The organism is Desulfosediminicola flagellatus, from assembly GCF_005116655.2.
Taxonomy (GTDB): Bacteria; Desulfobacterota; Desulfobulbia; order Desulfobulbales; family Desulfocapsaceae; genus Desulfopila; species Desulfopila flagellata.
This window is the reverse complement of the sequence record NZ_CP050698.1, coordinates 1,224,737-1,241,539: the sequence shown is the minus strand read 5'-3', so window position 1 is coordinate 1,241,539 and position 16,803 is coordinate 1,224,737. Positions and strand designations below refer to the sequence as shown.

14 protein-coding genes are annotated in these 16,803 nt (G+C 43.1%); 10 read left to right on the top strand and 4 right to left on the bottom strand.

Annotated features, from left to right (window positions below; all coding sequences use genetic code 11):
* Positions 1 to 85 precede the first annotated feature (85 nt).
* Complete coding sequence (leuA, locus tag FCL46_RS05190; RefSeq protein WP_136805318.1) at positions 86 to 1,771, bottom strand: 2-isopropylmalate synthase; 1,686 nt, start codon at positions 1,769 to 1,771, stop codon at positions 86 to 88.
* A 529-nt stretch (positions 1,772 to 2,300) separates the two neighbouring features.
* On the opposite strand from leuA, the gene ilvB reads away from it, so the two are divergent.
* From ilvB to FCL46_RS05155, 7 genes are all read left to right on the top strand, one after another.
* Complete coding sequence (gene ilvB / locus FCL46_RS05185) at positions 2,301 to 4,001, top strand: biosynthetic-type acetolactate synthase large subunit (RefSeq protein ID WP_136805317.1); 1,701 nt, start codon at positions 2,301 to 2,303, stop codon at positions 3,999 to 4,001.
* 76 nt (positions 4,002 to 4,077) lie between these two features.
* A complete protein-coding gene (gene ilvN, locus FCL46_RS05180; protein WP_136805316.1) occupies positions 4,078 to 4,566 on the top strand; it encodes an acetolactate synthase small subunit in 489 nt (162 codons plus the stop codon).
* Positions 4,567 to 4,619: 53 nt separating this feature from the next.
* Positions 4,620 to 5,264 (top strand): phosphatidylserine decarboxylase family protein, encoded by a 645-nt coding sequence (locus FCL46_RS05175; RefSeq protein WP_136805315.1) that lies wholly within the window; start codon positions 4,620 to 4,622, stop codon positions 5,262 to 5,264.
* Positions 5,265 to 5,897: 633 nt separating this feature from the next.
* Entirely contained in the window at positions 5,898 to 6,479 is a 582-nt protein-coding gene (rsmD, locus tag FCL46_RS05170; protein ID WP_167505733.1) for a 16S rRNA (guanine(966)-N(2))-methyltransferase RsmD, read from the top strand.
* 23 nt (positions 6,480 to 6,502) lie between these two features.
* Positions 6,503 to 7,009, top strand: coding sequence for a pantetheine-phosphate adenylyltransferase (gene coaD, locus FCL46_RS05165; RefSeq protein WP_136805313.1), 507 nt, complete (start codon positions 6,503 to 6,505; stop codon positions 7,007 to 7,009).
* A 16-nt stretch (positions 7,010 to 7,025) separates the two neighbouring features.
* Positions 7,026 to 7,433, top strand: a complete 408-nt coding sequence (locus FCL46_RS05160; protein WP_136805312.1) for a QcrA and Rieske domain-containing protein — start codon at positions 7,026 to 7,028, stop codon at positions 7,431 to 7,433.
* Positions 7,434 to 7,450: 17 nt separating this feature from the next.
* Positions 7,451 to 8,302, top strand: coding sequence for a cytochrome b N-terminal domain-containing protein (locus FCL46_RS05155; protein WP_167505732.1), 852 nt, complete (start codon positions 7,451 to 7,453; stop codon positions 8,300 to 8,302).
* A 447-nt stretch (positions 8,303 to 8,749) separates the two neighbouring features.
* Here FCL46_RS05155 and FCL46_RS05150 read toward each other — a convergent pair whose 3' ends face one another.
* The 3 genes from FCL46_RS05150 to FCL46_RS05140 all read right to left on the bottom strand — a co-directional run bounded on the left by FCL46_RS05150 (position 8,750) and on the right by FCL46_RS05140 (position 13,089).
* Positions 8,750 to 11,986, bottom strand: coding sequence for a midas domain-containing protein (locus FCL46_RS05150; protein ID WP_136805310.1), 3,237 nt, complete (start codon positions 11,984 to 11,986; stop codon positions 8,750 to 8,752).
* 12 nt (positions 11,987 to 11,998) lie between these two features.
* Entirely contained in the window at positions 11,999 to 12,604 is a 606-nt protein-coding gene (locus FCL46_RS05145) for a GTP-binding protein (protein WP_136805309.1), read from the bottom strand.
* 86 nt (positions 12,605 to 12,690) lie between these two features.
* Complete coding sequence (locus tag FCL46_RS05140; protein ID WP_136805308.1) at positions 12,691 to 13,089, bottom strand: roadblock/LC7 domain-containing protein; 399 nt, start codon at positions 13,087 to 13,089, stop codon at positions 12,691 to 12,693.
* Between the two features lie 835 nt (positions 13,090 to 13,924).
* On the opposite strand from FCL46_RS05140, the gene FCL46_RS05135 reads away from it, so the two are divergent.
* Genes FCL46_RS05135 through FCL46_RS05125 form a run of 3 tightly spaced genes read left to right on the top strand, consistent with a single transcriptional unit; the run spans position 13,925 to position 16,802 of the window.
* A complete protein-coding gene (locus tag FCL46_RS05135) occupies positions 13,925 to 14,749 on the top strand; it encodes a TatD family hydrolase (protein ID WP_136805307.1) in 825 nt (274 codons plus the stop codon).
* Positions 14,750 to 14,762: 13 nt separating this feature from the next.
* Positions 14,763 to 15,452: a YggS family pyridoxal phosphate-dependent enzyme gene (locus tag FCL46_RS05130; protein ID WP_136805306.1), complete on the top strand. Its 690-nt coding sequence runs from the start codon at positions 14,763 to 14,765 to the stop codon at positions 15,450 to 15,452.
* A 39-nt stretch (positions 15,453 to 15,491) separates the two neighbouring features.
* The gene (locus FCL46_RS05125) at positions 15,492 to 16,802 is read left to right on the top strand and encodes a UDP-glucose dehydrogenase family protein (RefSeq protein WP_136805305.1); all 1,311 of its coding nucleotides are present in this window, start codon (positions 15,492 to 15,494) and stop codon (positions 16,800 to 16,802) included.
* Position 16,803 lies beyond the last annotated feature (1 nt).

Genomic DNA, 16,803 nt, shown 5'->3' with positions numbered 1-16,803 from the left:
GACTCAGAGGATAGGACTAAGTAACCCAATAACACTCTTAGTCCTCAGTCCTAACCCCTTAGTCCTCAGCCCTTACCCCTTAGGCCTATTTCGTCATTTTACGATTTAAACAACTCAACACGGCTTTAATAGAAGCAACAATAATATCGGTATCAACACCAACACCCCAGGTTTTGGTACCTTCAGGTTTTTCAATCTCGATATAGGCTGCAGCGCTTGCGCTTGAACCGCCATTAAGAGCATGCTCATGATAACTGCAAAGAGTAAAGTCGCCGGTAATATGTGCTTTAAGGGCAGAGCAGAAAGCATCAAGCGGGCCGTTACCGGTAGCCTCTATAGACTTTTCTTCACCATTAACACGTACTATGGCTTGAATTTCTGCAGATGAGAGTTTTTCGGCATCATCGAAATGGCGTTTAACAACATTGAAACTCTTTAAGGAATATGGTGCAGTAGCTGCAAGGTACGCTTCTTCAAAGGCCGCCATAATTTCTTTATGCTGTAACTCCCGTCCTTCCCGGTCTGTGACACTCTGAACAATATTCCCAAACTCTGGATGCATTGCTTTTGGCATCTTATAGCCGTACTCTTTGTCCATAATATATGCGACACCACCTTTACCGGACTGACTGTTAATCCGGATTATCGACTCGTAGGTGCGACCGACATCTGATGGATCAATCGGCAGGTATGGAACTTCCCAAAGTACAGAATCTGTAAGGTCGTAGGCGGTCATCCCTTTATTAATCGCATCCTGATGAGAACCTGAAAAGGCAGTATAAACCAGTTCACCTGCATATGGATGTCGTGGATGAATAGGCAACCTACAAACCCGCTCATAGACATCAACAAGTCTATTCATATCACTGAAATCAAGTTCAGGATCAACGCCATGTGTGAACATGTTGAGTGCAAGAGTTACTATATCGACATTACCGGTTCTCTCTCCATTACCAAAGAGTGTTCCCTCAACCCTGTCACCGCCAGCCATCATTGCAAGCTCAGTTGCCGCTACTGCACAACCACGATCATTGTGTGCATGTAAGCTTATTATTGCAGCCTCGCGGTTAGACATATTATTGCAAAACCACTCAATCTGATCAGCGTAAACATTAGGACCCGACAACTCAACGGTCGCAGGAAGGTTGATAATGAGTCTATTCTCTTTGGTAGGTTTCAGCACACCCATAACCGCTTCGCAGATCTCAAGAGCAAACTCAAGTTCGGTGCCTGTGAAACTCTCTGGAGAATACTCATACCTGAATTTTGTCTCAGGATATTTTTGTTCTTCTTCCTTCAAGAGTTTTGCACCTTCGACCGCAAGTGAGATTATCTCCTGCCTGTTCATGTTAAAGACAGTCCGACGCTGCAATGTTGAAGTTGAATTGTAGATATGGACAATAGCTTCTTTAGCACCCTTTACAGATTCGTAAGTGCGGCGGATAAGATGCTCTCTTGCTTGGGTGAGCACCTGAATAACTACACCTTCAGGAATAAGATCATTTTCGATGAGTGTACGTGTAAACTCAAACTCCACCTGAGAGGCAGAAGGAAACCCCACCTCAATTTCTTTAAAACCGATATCAGTGAGTAACTTGAACATTTCCAGTTTTTTCTGCAGGCTCATTGGCTGAATAAGCGCCTGATTACCATCACGCAAATCTACACTACACCAGGTTGGAGCTGTGGTAATGGCTTTGCTTGGCCATGTTCGCTGTGGCAAATCTATCTTTGGAAATGGACGATATTTTTTCACTGCTTCCGGATTCATTCGAGTTCTCCTAGTTTAAACGCAAGTGTTGACATTTCAGGCAAAAAAAAAGGCCGCGGTTCTGAGAACCGCGGCCTTTTGGGGTATTTAGTTTAGTAGTCGTACTACAACTCCCCCGCTTTGACCGCGGTGCTCACAAATAGTTCTAGTAGTAGAGCCAGGAGTAGATTTTTCATTTCGCTAGATATAATTGAAAAAATAAAAAGTTCTTAAGTTTTAAAACGACTATCCTGTTAAACTAAACGCCTACTCACCTTCTTGTCAAGTTGGATTTTTACGAAAACATTGGGACTTGCAATTTTTACGATACATTTCACCACCGGGTAGCACCGTATGAAAGGCCTGCCATTACCATTCAGTACAGCTTATATTCAACAATAATCGTACTAAATTGGTATCCCTACATTTACGTTGATGGTTGACATACGAGTTTTAGACATATATATTTCGCACTCTCGACGGTATTCCACCGGTTTTCCAGCTTTTCTCAATCGGTCTGTCTAACGAATCTATACAAAAGGAAGAATTAATGGGAAAAATTACCGGCGCTCAAGCAATTGTCAAATGTCTCCAGGAAGAAGGAGTTAAAACTATATTCGGTTATCCAGGTGGCGCTGTTATCGATTTATATGACGCGCTTATGGACGCAGATATCACTAACGTTCTTGTACGTCACGAGCAAGGTGCTGTACACGCCGCAGATGCATTCAGTAGAACTACCGGCGAAGTTGGAGTTGCCCTGTTAACATCAGGCCCGGGTGCTACAAACGGTGTTACAGGAATTGCTACCGCCTATATGGATTCAATACCACTTGTGGTACTGACAGGCCAGGTACCCAGACATCTTATTGGAAATGACGCCTTTCAGGAAGTTGATATTGTCGGTATTACCCGGCCATGTACCAAGCACAACTACCTGGTAGGTGATAAAGACGACATCGTTTCTGTTATTCGCGAGGCATTTTATATTGCCCGCACCGGCAGACCCGGACCTGTTCTCGTTGATTTGCCTAAAGATCTCGTGGCAAGCCTCATAAACTATCCGGAGAAGCGACCTATCCGCATGCAGAATTATCAGCCAACCTATGAACCGCATATAGGCCAGGTTGCTAAAGCATGCAAACTTATCATGCAGGCGCGTAAACCAGTTATGTATGTTGGTGGCGGTGTTATTTTATCCGATGCAAGCCCTGAATTAACTGAACTCGCCAAGAAGCTGAATATTCCAGTTACCATGACCCTTATGGGGCTTGGTGCTTTCCCGGGGACACACGAACTCTCCCTTGGCATGCTGGGTATGCACGGCTCTTACAGTGCAAATATGGCGGTTGCCCAATCAGATTTATTAATTGCTGTAGGTGCCCGATTCGATGACCGTGTTACAGGTAAGCTTGATGAATTTGCTTCCAACGCCAAGATCATCCATATAGATATTGACCCAACCTCAATTAGTAAAAATGTTCGCGTTGACGTACCCATTGTTGCCGATTGCAAATATGCACTGCGGGCAATGAACAAATGGTTTAACTCCGAAGCGAATCTCAATCTTGAAGAAGAAGCTGCACGGCATAAACCGTGGTTTGATACTATTCAGGAATGGAACACCCAACACCCAATGTGTTACAACGATGATGACACAATCATCAAACCGCAATATGTTGTCGAAATGCTTGACAAATTAACAAAAGGTGATGCAATAATCACCACTGAGGTTGGCCAGAACCAGATGTGGGCTGCTCAGTTCTATAGATTTAACAAACCGCGTCATTTTGTAACCTCCGGTGGCCTTGGTACTATGGGTTTTGGTCTTCCAGCTGCAATCGGTGCGCAGATGGCTTTTCCGAATAAGACTGTAATCGATATTGCAGGTGATGGTTCCATTCAGATGAATATCCAGGAACTGGCAACGGCCAAGCAACAGGGCCTTCCCATTAAAATTGCGATTCTCAATAATAATTATCTTGGAATGGTACGTCAGTGGCAGGAACTTTTCTACAATAAACGTTACGCCTCAACAGTAATGGAAGTAGCGCCTGATTTTGTCGAGCTCGCTAAAGCATATGGCGCAGTTGGCCTGAGAGCTAAGACTAAAGACGAAGTAGTGCCGGTTATTGAAGAAGCACTTGCAACTGACAACATCGTTGTGATGGACTTTAATATCAATCGGGAAGAAGGTGTTTACCCAATGGTCCCTGCAGGCAAGTCCAATACTGAAATGCTGCTGGTATAATTTGCTGCCTGAGGTCGCAGATGAGTTGGTTGTAGAAATTTTGTTTGCTAACATTTGAATTGCACAGGATACCCTGATGAGAAACCATACAATTTCAGTCCTCCTGCAAAATAAGCCTGGTGTACTTTCGCGTGTCACAGGTCTATTCAGCGGACGTGGCTATAATATTGAAAGCCTTTGTGTTGCAGAGACACTTGACGCAGGCATATCCTGCCTCACTCTCGTCTCAAAAGGTGACGACCAGATTATAGAACAGATAACCAAACAGCTCCACAAACTCATTGATGTTATAAAGGTTACTGATATCAGTGAAAAAGAGTATGTTGAACGCGAAATGGTACTCATCAGAGTTAAAGCTGAGGCCCATACCCGGGCCGAAGTGCTGAGGGTTATCGATATTTTTCGCGGGAAGGTGGTTGATGTCAGTGCCAAAAGCTACGCAGTAGAGGTAACTGGATCTGCATCAAAAATTCAGGCAGTCGTTGACATCCTGCGACCAATTGGCATTAAAGAGATTATCCGAACAGGGACAATCGCCATGGCCAGGGCCGATAAACGAAAATAAGCTTTTCATTACCAGAGGCTCTTACGGGTGTCACTGTATTTGAAGGATGTGTAATGTTGAAACCACAAATCCCTGTCGCCAAAGAAGGGTTTCCATTTATTGGCTTCATGGTCTTTATCACTCTGGTCTTCGCGATTCTTTCGTACGACTTGCTTGTATGGCCATGCCTTGTTCTTACTGTATTTGTGTTATGTTTTTTCAGAGACCCTGAACGGTTTGTGCCACCAGAAGAAGATGCCATGGTATCTCCTGCTGACGGCAAAGTAATTATTGCTGAAAAAGTTCAAGACGACACCTTCACTGAAGGTGAAGCTTTTAAAGTATCTATCTTTATGAACGTCTTCAATGTTCATGTAAACCGTGCTCCAATGGCTGGCACAGTTGAAAAGATAGTGTACCGACCTGGTAAATTTTACGCAGCTGACAGTGCCCGTGGCGCTCTGCAAAATGAGTATTGCGGTACTGTGCTGCAAACTGCTTCAGGAAAAAAGATCGCCTTTGTACAAATTGCCGGACTTATTGCACGCAGGATCATCTGCTGGCTTGAGCCAGGAGATTCGATACTCAAAGGACGCAGATTCGGCCTTATCAGGTTTGGTTCGCGTGTTGACCTGTATCTTCCACTGGATACCGAAATTCTTGTACAGGTTGGTCAGAAGGTTCGCGCTGGTGAAACCGTTATCGCAAACCTTAAGTAGGATTACGACGCCAGAATAATAACGATTACTTTTTGGTACTATTCAGATGTACCCCACCTGCCCCAATCAGGACGCTTTGCATAGGCATACCATAGCCAATCGTCCCGCTTGAGGCCATCTGGAGCACTGCTAAACAGTTACTGCCATCAGAAAAGGGTACGTATGAGGTCTTGACTGAATAGGTACGCTTTTTGTTGATTATTCGGTAGAGGCAATACATAAAGCTCAGTGAGTATTTTCACTGAGCTTTTGTCTTTTGACAGCCTCCTAGCCGAAGATTTCAAATTCTGATTACTACTAATCCTCAACTATCCTTGTAAGGCGTTAGGTGTAAGCAGTGAGGAGTATAGAATCTTTCAAAATTCAGCCATTCAATTATGACGTATATACGGATGTTTATGGAGTATCCAGTGAGTGGTGCTTTTAACGCCTTACACCTCACTCCTAACACCTCACTTTTTTAAGCTGAGTTTCGGTGGTAATCATATTTCAAATACTTTAATAGCAAAAAAGAACATATCGAAGTATGAGCTATCGTATCTTTCTGTAATCAGATTCTCACTTCGTCAAAGTTAACAGACTAACTGCACGCCTGTTACCATAACGTTAATACTTAAACACACTAATCTAAACGTGAGAATAATCAGCGGATGGGCCAAAGGCCGACGTCTTTTTACACCACCTGGCCGCACCCAGACAATCAGGCCAACTTCTGACCGTGCCCGTGAAGCACTTTTCAACATTCTTGGATCACGTTGCGAAAACAGCACTGTTCTCGATCTTTTTACAGGCACAGGTGCTCTTGGTCTCGAAGCGTTAAGTCGTGGAGCCAACGAAGTGGTATTAGTTGACTTCCATCGCCAGGCTCTTGATCTCGCTAAAAGAAATATCGAAGCATGCAAACCCCACCCGGAAGGTGCTGCGGTACATATTATTCGCCATGATCTCCGAAAAGGGCTGCCACCTTCTTTGACCAATGGTTCAGTAATAAAGAAATTTGACCTGATTTTCCTTGACCCGCCCTATTCCAAAGGGTTATCTGTTAAGATTCTGGAATCAATCAGCAATAGCAAATTATATAGTGACCACACGCTTATCGTAGTAGAAGAACGTTCTTCTGAATCATTGCCTGACCAATGCGGGCAACTCACCCTAACTGACCAAAGAACCTATGGTGACACAGGTTTCTGGTTGTATTCACCAATACAGCTTTAAATATTTTCAGTTGAGGACTACTCATGACAACTCCAGCACCAAAACGACCAACAATTGCTATTTATCCCGGCACATTCGATCCAATCACGTATGGCCATATTGATATCATTCAGCGTGGGCTTAGTCTTTTTGACAAAGTTATCGTGACGGTCGCTATCAATCCTTCCAAAAGCCCGCTTTTCTCTCTCGAAGAACGAATGGAGATGATCAGGCAATCATTTGTTTGCGAAGGAGACAGGGTAGAGGTAGATTCTGCATCCGGCCTTTTAGTTGAATACGCCGTACAACGTAACGCAACTGCAATCATCAGAGGCTTGCGGGCCGTATCTGACTTCGACTATGAATTTCAGCTAGCTCTCATGAACAGAAAACTTGAGAGGGAAGTGGATTCCATTTTTCTGATGCCGGGTCTACGATGGATTTTTATCAGCTCTTCAATAATCAGGGATGCTGCCAGACATGGCGGAAATGTTGACGATATGGTTGCGCCGCATGTAGCAAAAATGCTTAAAGACAAGTTCAAAAACTGAAATACCCAAAGTAAAGATGCAAAATTCCGCTCCCTGTAAATCCAGGAAATTCAGTCGACGTTCACTACTGTTTGCCGGGCTCCTTGCCCTTCTATATCCGTTTTTTACGTTTATTGGCTACACTGTTCCACGCAAGCCTAAAAAGCTCTACGTAAATAAACCGTTGCCCTTAAACGGTGTTCTGGTTAACAACGATTACATACTGTTTGACCGCGGCAACAGCAGTTGGGCTCTTTCCAGAAGATGCACCCACCTTGGATGCAAAATCAATTTCCATGAGCAGGAAGATTACCTGGAATGTCCGTGCCATCAGAGTCGTTTCACTGTTGAAGGGAATGTAATCAAAGGCCCTGCTAAAGACAGTTTGACTGTTTACCCGGTAGAGAAGAAAGACAGTGAACCTTTTTACACCATCTCGACCTGATGATTTCCTTTAACACAATGTCACTCCAAGGCCTTGCATCTGCAGCCAAATCACTTTCGAAATATCAGTGGGGAGCCTGGAGTCTTGTCAGTCTATATATTTCAATTGGTTCAGGTATAGTCGTTGCCCTGCAATATGACTTATCTTCGCCATTTTATTCAAGCACAGCACTTGATCTTCTTGTACCGTATGGCGAATTTGCCAGATCTGTACATTTCTACTCAAGCCAGTTCTTCTTTCTATTTTCCTGCATACATCTCATAGCTATATTTGAGAAAACGGACGAATATACGTTTTATAACTGGGCGATTCTCATCATTTCCCTACCTACAGCAATTTTTTTATTGTTCACTGGATACGTACTGCGTGGAGACAGTACAGGATTCTCTGCCGGGATGATTGCGGAAGCAATATTAGAAAACATACCTCTGGTAGGAGATAGTTTAAACCATCTCTTCTTCGCGATATCAGACAGAGGCATGCAACGCGTTTATGTGCACCATGTTATCACCCTTGACGTTCTCTGGCTTATTCTTGTCTGGGATCATCTGCGAAGGTACAGGATAAAAGTCTCCAACCATATTCCTCTTATATGTCTTACATTCGGTTTTTGTCTTATTATTCCAGCTCCAATTGATCCAGAAAAACTTGGCGTAACATACATCTCAGGACCATGGTTCTTTCTTGGTTTGCAGGAATTACTCAGATATTTTCACCCGCTTTTTGCAGGTGTGATCGTACCAATAGCATTTGTCTTTGCCTTAGTGCGCATGAGAAAAGGTGAGAAATACTTTCATATAATACTGTATTTTATCTATACTTGGCTTGCTCTATACCTCATACTCACAACCATTGCATGGCTTAGGTAAGTCATTTTTTGCATGTCGAGGCTAAGCTAAGCTCGTGTAGCAGAATACCTATCGCAACTGACTTGCAAGACTGTCAATACGCAAAAAGCTATTAACCCTTAGGGTTATTTTTAATTCAAACGAAAATCACGGGGTAGCTTTTTTACATCTCACGCCTCTCCCCTCACCCTTGAAAGCTGAAGATTAGTTGTAATCATAAAATAAAAAGGGCCACTCATACTTAATGAGCGGCCCTTTTTATATACAATCTACATGCAATCGATATAAATACAGGTAGAAAAACGAACTAGTTTCCGTCCTGAAACGACCCTTCTGCTCAATATCAGCGTTACGGCCCGAATTTTTATCCTCAGAATATCAGCTATATGCTTGCGGTAAAAATCTGCCCCCCGCCTCGATCTTGAACAGAATGATGAATTTCAGGATGAAAACGAAATAAATATATGCTTACTTCTTTATTGCTTGTTTCAATTCCTCAATTTCCTTTTTCAAGGTGTCGCGAAGAGCATTGATTTCACTTCGAACGACATTGGTAAATTGACTATCATCTGCGACAGAAACAGCATCTGTCGCAGACTCATAGAGTTCTTCGGTCTCTTCAGAACCATCTGAAGAGAACTCATCCTCAAGAGCCTCAGCTTCAGATAATGCAAGGAAGCCATTATTATCCCTGACAGCCACACTGTTGAGCATATTCTGTTGCCATTGCAAAACTTTACACGTACATGATAGAAGTGCTTCCTGCACCTTTGCGTCATCTTTTGCAGAAATATTTTCGAGGTTTTCCAGAATGTATGCGAGCAGTTCAATAGCCTGATCATCAGAATTGAATCTATACTGATCAATATGTTGTGCAACCGTTGACAAGAGTTGCAGATATGTTTTTTCAGTAGGTTGGGCAACGAATTTTTGCCTCAAGTTGTTTATTTCAACAAACAGCCCCTGAATAATAGCATCCTCAAGATCAAGACTGAGCGACTGAACAGCTCCTCGTAATTCAGAGTATTCCGAGCCAGCATCGACCAATACACCCACAGTGTCATCTAACTCTTCTGCTTCTTCCAGGTAGATGTCATCACTTGCTTCCATTTCCACAGCAAGCTCTTGCTCGATAACATTTTCTGCGATTTCACTTTCTTCGTCAAATGCGTCCGTAATATCTGTATCTTCAGTGTCACCGGTATCAAAGAATATATCAGCAGAGTCGTCAGCTACATCAACCGCTTCTCCTTCCGCTTCGAGAGAGAACAGATCATCCTGGCGAGCGTCTTCATCATCCGCTACAGTAACTGATACTGCGGCGGCAGCCGCTAGACCAGCACCTAGACCTGCGACGGTGGAAGAATCCTCTACCTCAGGCTCTACGACAGATATTGAATCAGGTTCTTCCTCAGCAAGCTCAAATACAACATCTTCCTCAGCCTCCACAACCTGTTCGCCAATGTCTTCAGGCGGTTCTTCAAAAGCTAACTCATCAGCCTCTTCAGCCTGTTCTTCAATTACCAGTTCTTCGGCCTCAAGGACAGGTTCTTCAATTACAGTTTCTTCGGGCTCTTCAATCGATTCCTCAAAAACCAGCTCTTCGGGTTCTTCAACCTGTGCCTCAAATATACTTTTTTCAGGCTCTTCAATATCGGACTCTTCCAAGGCAAAGAAATCTTCTATCTGATCTTCAACCTCTGAATCCTCCAGAACTCCTGCAGAATCTTTGAGTTCTTCATTTACGGCTGTAGCTACAATTTCCTGCTCTATCTCGGTAAGATCCTGCTCCGTATCAGACTCAGCCTCATCTGCTGTTGCCTCAAACTGTGAGAGATCTTCTTCAAGAAATGCTGCCTCTAATTCTTCGATTATCTCCTGATCTGGTTTAACTGCAATTTGATCGATCGTATCTTCAGCAGGTTCTGCTGCAGCTTCAACTTCAGACTCAAGATCAGACAAATCAGAATCCAGGTCTGCTTTTACAGAGTCGTCATCAAATTTCAAATAATCGGGTTCCGCCATTTCGGCAGGTTCCATAGGAAGCTCAGAATCACTCAGAACATCATCAGGTACAGCCAAATCATCATCAAGATCTGCAAATGCAGGAGCCAATTCTTCAAAATCAAGTGTATCTTCTACTTCCTGAAGTTCATCTTCATCCCCTTCAGCTTCAACATCAACACCCTGCAATGCTATATCAGGTGAAACATCAAAGGCGGTCTCTTTCAGTGGCACGGCCGGAGATTCCTGCGTCCCAAAAAAGTCGTCGAGACGTCCGTCAATCTCGTCATCACTTGGTTGATCCTGACTGACATCGCCAAGCGAGACTTCACTGAAAGCACTTACACCATGACTATTGTCGGCGAGAGCCGGTGCCACTTTTCCTTCACCAAGCATTGGCAATGCTTCTTCGTCGGAATCATCATCAGCCTCAGTTTCAACATCAACACCCTGCAATGCAAGGTCACGATCAACTGCTGAAAGATCTGGAGCTCCCTGTGTATCATCAGTACCAAAAAATGCAGCGCTTAATGCTTCAGCCTCTTTCTCAGCATTATCATCCGATGCAAAATCAATCTTCGCCTTATCTTCAGGTACAGGAGTTTCATCTTCTCCACCGAAAAAACGACTAATATGATCGTCAACATTATCAGGTGTACCAATACCAAGAGCCGCAGCCTCAACATCTTCCTGGAAGCCACGTGTACCTTCTTCAGGCAGATCAGCAAAAGCTGGAGCTATACCTCCAGCCATTGCAGGAGTAGACCTGACTTCAGGCTCTGGAGGTGCAATTTTAGCCTCGGCCTCATCCTCATGCTCAACCAAAGTCTTCGCAATAAGAGCCTTAAACGCATTAAACTTTTCAACCTCAGGCAACAGAATTGCCTTTTCCTGATCGAGAGTCAAATGTGGTGTCAGAACAAGTCTTTCGAGCCCTTCATAGAAAGAATGCAGCAGATTGAATGCATCAGCATGAGAGTTACTCTGTTTTTTGCGAATATATGCACCAAGTGTACCTATTCCTTGCAGGAAAACCAGCTTAGGTCGACTTCCTGAATATACACCCTCAAGCCGTTTCACTTCTTCTCTGAGTTCCAGAAGGTCTTTTTCAGTAATTTCCCAGTCAATACCAAGGACAATGGCTTTCAGTTGAATAAGTTCGCTATCCTGGGCTGTCGTCTCAAAGGATTCTGCAGGAACCTCAACAGGCGCTGGAGCAGACAAGGAGGAAGATCTTCCTCCCCGGCTTATTAGCTTCTTAAGCTTTTCAAAACGACGAACGTCATCGAGAAGAATCTGCTTTTTTTCAGCCTGTGACAATCCGTCCGATTGAACAATCCGTTCCAGATTATAATACATACTCAGAAGCAGCTTAATTGAGTTAGGATGAGAATCTGCCTTTTCACGGGAGATGTATTTCCCTATCTTCTCGAGTGCCTGCAAATAGACCATATTGACCTTATCATCAGCCCAGATGTCCTTGAGGTCAATAAGTTCGTCATTGAATTGCGATAGCACTTCGTCAGTGATCTCCCAATCAATAGATAAAACGAGTGTCTTCAAACGATCAATGGGGGATTCCTCCTCGCCACCGAATTCGAATAAATCTATATTACCCGTCTGAAAAGAGTCATCAAACTCTTCTTCTGAACCTATTGTCAGATCGTCATCATACTTGCCGTTTTCTGTGTACTGGTCCACTGCACTTTCTCTCTAGAGTAGTTTTTTCTGAATCGATACAACAGTTGAAGAGATAATTTTCTTCAAGGTCTCCGCAACATTATACCCCGTAATGGCACTAGCTTCATAATAAGGAACCTTCAGCCTGCTATTAAGGTCATTCTGCAAAACTTCTGTCGGCAAAATAGGAATACCGTGCTCTTGCAAATCTACCTTATTGTATTGCATAACAAGGGGTAAATTGAAAATAGACTCTTTATATGATTGTAGATTTTCGTGCAGTTGATTGAGTGATCGTATATTTTTTTCGCGCTGTTTTTCCATAGCATCAGCAACAAATACGATACCATCAACTCCGCGTAAAACGAGTTTTCTTGTAGCGTTATACTTTACCTGTCCGGGAACAGTATATAACTGAATTTTGATATCGTATCCTTTAATCTGCCCCATATCAAAAGGCAGAAAGTCAAAAAACAGCGTCCGGTCACCGTGTGTTTTCAGACTAACCATTTCGGATACAATTTGTTTTCGGTAGGTCTTGTTTATATATTCAAGATTAGTTGTTTTACCGCAGCGTCCCGGGCCATAATATACAATTTTGACCTGTACGACTTTTTCCTTCAAATTTATAAAACTCAACGATCCGCCCTCCACATTCTCCGTTGTATTATGCGCACCAGAAATAGATATCAGCAACTATCTGCGCATCCATCAGGGGATGAGTTCTATTGTTTTTCCCAAATCTTACGAATTTTCTCTATGACATCAACAACGTTTAACCTCAAAAATCCGAGGGATATCTCTTTGCCAAACATTGATATCAACAGGAGTTCATCATCTATTTTGCTGAAATGGATATTTGAATCCTGTCCTTTATGAAAAAGCAGTGAAAACTCCTGTTCGCCGACTAGCTTCGCCATCGCATCCACGGTAGCAAAGTTGCCTGCCGCTAACGCAGCAAAGGAGTAGACATCATATTTACTCTCGCCAGCATCTTTGGCTGTGATAATGTTCCCCGCCATATCGATGATAATGACACAATCAACGCCAAGGCTGATCAGCTTATCTGTCAAAAGTGCATCAATCTGTTCTAATTGTTCCTGACTGACAATCCCATAATTCATGCTGCTGTCCTCTTCATAGTATTGGGCATATGGTACCGGGGTACTGTAATCCTTGTCATCGAAAGTATCATTTAGCTACACTCCAGCTACGACAATCTCGGAAACAGGACTGTTGCTCTCGACATATTAGGCGTTAAAAAAAACATGTGCTTTTGCGGGCACATGAGTTAATTCCGAACAAAAATCACATTGTAGTTAATTCATCCGATGAATCAGCATGTCAACATCTCTATGCTGACTGAAATACGCTGTAATCACTATACGATAGTTTGATCTGTATATGAAGATTTTTTTTACTTTTCTTTTAAAATCATTACAGTAATCTACGACCTTTGTTAGGCTTTTTTCATAAGAAACTGTACCAAGCATAGTTTTGTTAATATTGACAACTTGCCTAAAGATTCTGTAAGAGAACTTTATTTTTACGTTTAACTCCATCAATAATACCACAGAAATGAATGGATATATACCTGCGATCATGAACATCTTTTTTTAGAACTATATAGACAATACGCAACCAGACTTTCCTCGATTAGATTTTCGCCAACGTAACAATGTAGTCCAAATCTGAAAGGTCAGTTTTTATACCTGAATGCGCATCATGCCTTACCGTTCACATATAATCGATATAGCAAGGATAAATATTTAATCTGTAATAGTGAGATACATCCTCAATGTATTTTTCAGGTGAAAACCATTTGGGTTTATGTCGAGATTTATTATGCCTCTTGCCTTTCTTTTCTTAACAGTACGTCATATAGTTGCGCCCATAATTTCACATTCAACCCGACCACTCAATCAATAGGATTTGATTAAATAAAGAGGTATAAAGGCAGTGTCGAAGAAAAAGAAAAAATTACCAATATTGTCACAAGAAGCATCACTGATAGACACACATTGTCATCTTGATATGGATGCCTACAGTGAAGATCTGGAAGCTGTACTCCAAAGAGCCTGCGATTCTCGCATTGAGCATATCATCTCCATAGGCATAGATATAGCAAGCTCAAAAAATGCGATTAACCTGGCAAAGCAGTACAGTTATATTTCTGCAACTATCGGTATACATCCGCACGATGTCGACAACATTACCACCAGCACTTATGACACACTTGGTGAACTGGCAGACACTTTTCGTAAGCATATTGTAGGCTACGGAGAAATCGGCCTGGATTACTTTAAAGAATATTCAGCAGCAGATAATCAACGCCAACATTTTAAGAATCAACTTTCACTTGCCAAAGACCTCCAACTTCCGGTAATTATTCACGACAGGGATGCACATGAAGATACTCTCAGCATACTTAAATCTTCAGGTGCCAAAGATATTGGCGGCGTGATGCACTGCTTCTCAGGCGATAGCCTGCTTGCAAAACAGGTGATCGACCTCGGCTTCTACGTCTCCATTCCAGGCGTTGTGACTTTCAAAAACGCCTCAGATCTGCAGGAGGTTGCCCGTACCATTCCTCTTGATGCAATGCTTATCGAAACTGACGGACCATTTTTAAGCCCAGATCCACTTCGTGGCAAACGCAATGAGCCGACAAACGTCCTGTATACTGCAGAATACATAGCACAACTTCGTGGAATTAGTTTGGATGAACTCGCCATCCAAACCACCAGAAATGCAAAAAAACTCTTTCAGCTACCCTCCAACTGATCAGGATATAATAATGAGTATTGCAGAAAATATTGAAACTATTAAAAGTAACATCATCACAGCAGCAAAAGAATGTGGACGTGATCCAGAAGATATTCAGCTTGTTGCGGTTTCAAAACGCTTTCCCGTCTCAGCAATAGAAGAAGCAATAACCTGTGGTCACAAGGTCTTTGGAGAGAATTATATTCAGGAAGCTGAGGAAAAGTATAAGACAGTCGGAGGGAAATGCCACCTCCACTTTATCGGACACCTGCAAAGTAACAAAGCAAAAATTGCTGCGCGGATTTTCGACGTAATTGAAACGGTTGACAGCCTCAAGCTGGCTAAGGCACTTAACCGGCATCTAGAGCCGTTAAATCGTACAATAGATATCCTCCTGCAGGTAAATATCGGGCACGATGATGCCAAGTCAGGTGTAAATCCTGAAGCAGCAGAAGAAATTCTTCGAGAACTCAATTTGCTTTCCAACATCAGGGTTATTGGCCTTATGACCATGCCACCGTTTACGGACGACCCTGAATTGGCAAGACCACACTTCAGGGAATTACGCCTTCTGGCAGATCAACTCAATCAAAAAGATCTCTTTCCTCAAACCAATAAGGTTGAGCTGTCGATGGGCATGTCAAACGATTATCACATTGCGATTCAGGAGGGGGCTACTATTATCCGTGTTGGAACCGCAATATTTGGTCACAGGTTATAATTACCAAATCAACTACTAACTGCATTTGGGATCTAAGAAATGAAAATTACTATTATAGGCACAGGTTACGTCGGCCTTGTCACAGGAACGTGCTTTGCTGAATTCGGTCACCATGTCACCTGCGTTGACAAAGATCAGAATAAAATCAGCAATTTGCTCGAAGGTATAATGCCGATCTATGAGCCCGGCCTTGATTTACTCGTTGAAAAAAATTGCAAAGAAGGACGTTTAAGCTTCACAACGACGCTGGCTGAAGCTGTATCCAGTGCTGAAGCAGTCTTTCTTGCGGTTGGAACTCCCAGCAGCAGGCGTGGTGATGGTTACGCCGACTTAACGTATATTTACGAAGCTACCAAGGAAATCGCTGCCGAACTCAAAGGGTACACGGTTATCGTTGACAAAAGCACCGTACCTGTTGGCACAGCTGACCAAGTTGCTAGAATAATACGTGAAACCAATCCTGATGCAGAATTTGATGTTGCCTCAAATCCTGAGTTTTTGCGGGAAGGCGCAGCCATTAATGACTTCATGAGACCCGATCGTGTTGTTATCGGGGTTGAATCTGACAGAGCAGAAAACGTTCTTCGAGATATTTACAAACCACTCTTCCTTCGTGAAACCCCAATTGTACGTACAGATGTAAAAACCGCAGAACTCACCAAATACGCCGCCAATGCCTTTCTGGCCACAAAAATCAGCTTTATCAACGAAATTGCCCTACTCTGTGATTCAATTGGTGCAAATGTTACCGATCTTGCGAAAGGTATCGGTATGGATGGTCGAATCGGCAGTAAATTTCTTCATCCCGGACCAGGTTATGGTGGTTCCTGTTTCCCTAAAGACACCCTTGCTCTCTTACGAATCGCCCAGGAACATGGTCAGAGCCTCAGGATTATCGAAGCCACTGTTGAAGTCAACGCAGCGCAAAAAGCGATGATGGTCAAAAAAATCCGCGATGCTCTTGGTGGCGATGAAGCAGGTAAAAAACTCGCTGTTTTAGGCTTGACGTTCAAACCGGAAACAGATGATATGCGTGATGCGCCAGCTATAACCATCCTGCCAGCACTTCTTGAAAAGGGTGCAAACATCACCGCTCACGACCCACAGGGCGTCAGCGAAGCAAAGCATGTCCTGCCGCAAACCATTTCCTATGTTGAAGATGCTTACGAAGCCTGCAGAGATGCAGATGCCGTCATCCTTATGACTGAATGGAATCAGTACAGAGCCCTGGATTTCGACAGATTGAAAGAAATAATGAAAGGCAACGTCTTTATTGATTTGCGAAATGTCTACACACCAAAAGAGATGCAGGAAGCCGGTTTTGACTACACTGGAGTCGGAACCTGCTAGC

Coding starts and splice junctions, on each gene's coding strand:
- leuA (WP_136805318.1), bottom strand. CDS start 1,771: ATGAATCCGGAAGCAGTGAAAAAATATCGTCCATTTCCAAAGATAGAT.
- ilvB (WP_136805317.1), top strand. CDS start 2,301: ATGGGAAAAATTACCGGCGCTCAAGCAATTGTCAAATGTCTCCAGGAA.
- ilvN (WP_136805316.1), top strand. CDS start 4,078: ATGAGAAACCATACAATTTCAGTCCTCCTGCAAAATAAGCCTGGTGTA.
- FCL46_RS05175 (WP_136805315.1), top strand. CDS start 4,620: ATGTTGAAACCACAAATCCCTGTCGCCAAAGAAGGGTTTCCATTTATT.
- coaD (WP_136805313.1), top strand. CDS start 6,503: ATGACAACTCCAGCACCAAAACGACCAACAATTGCTATTTATCCCGGC.
- FCL46_RS05160 (WP_136805312.1), top strand. CDS start 7,026: ATGCAAAATTCCGCTCCCTGTAAATCCAGGAAATTCAGTCGACGTTCA.
- FCL46_RS05155 (WP_167505732.1), top strand. CDS start 7,451: ATGTCACTCCAAGGCCTTGCATCTGCAGCCAAATCACTTTCGAAATAT.
- FCL46_RS05140 (WP_136805308.1), bottom strand. CDS start 13,089: ATGAATTATGGGATTGTCAGTCAGGAACAATTAGAACAGATTGATGCA.
- FCL46_RS05130 (WP_136805306.1), top strand. CDS start 14,763: ATGAGTATTGCAGAAAATATTGAAACTATTAAAAGTAACATCATCACA.
- FCL46_RS05125 (WP_136805305.1), top strand. CDS start 15,492: ATGAAAATTACTATTATAGGCACAGGTTACGTCGGCCTTGTCACAGGA.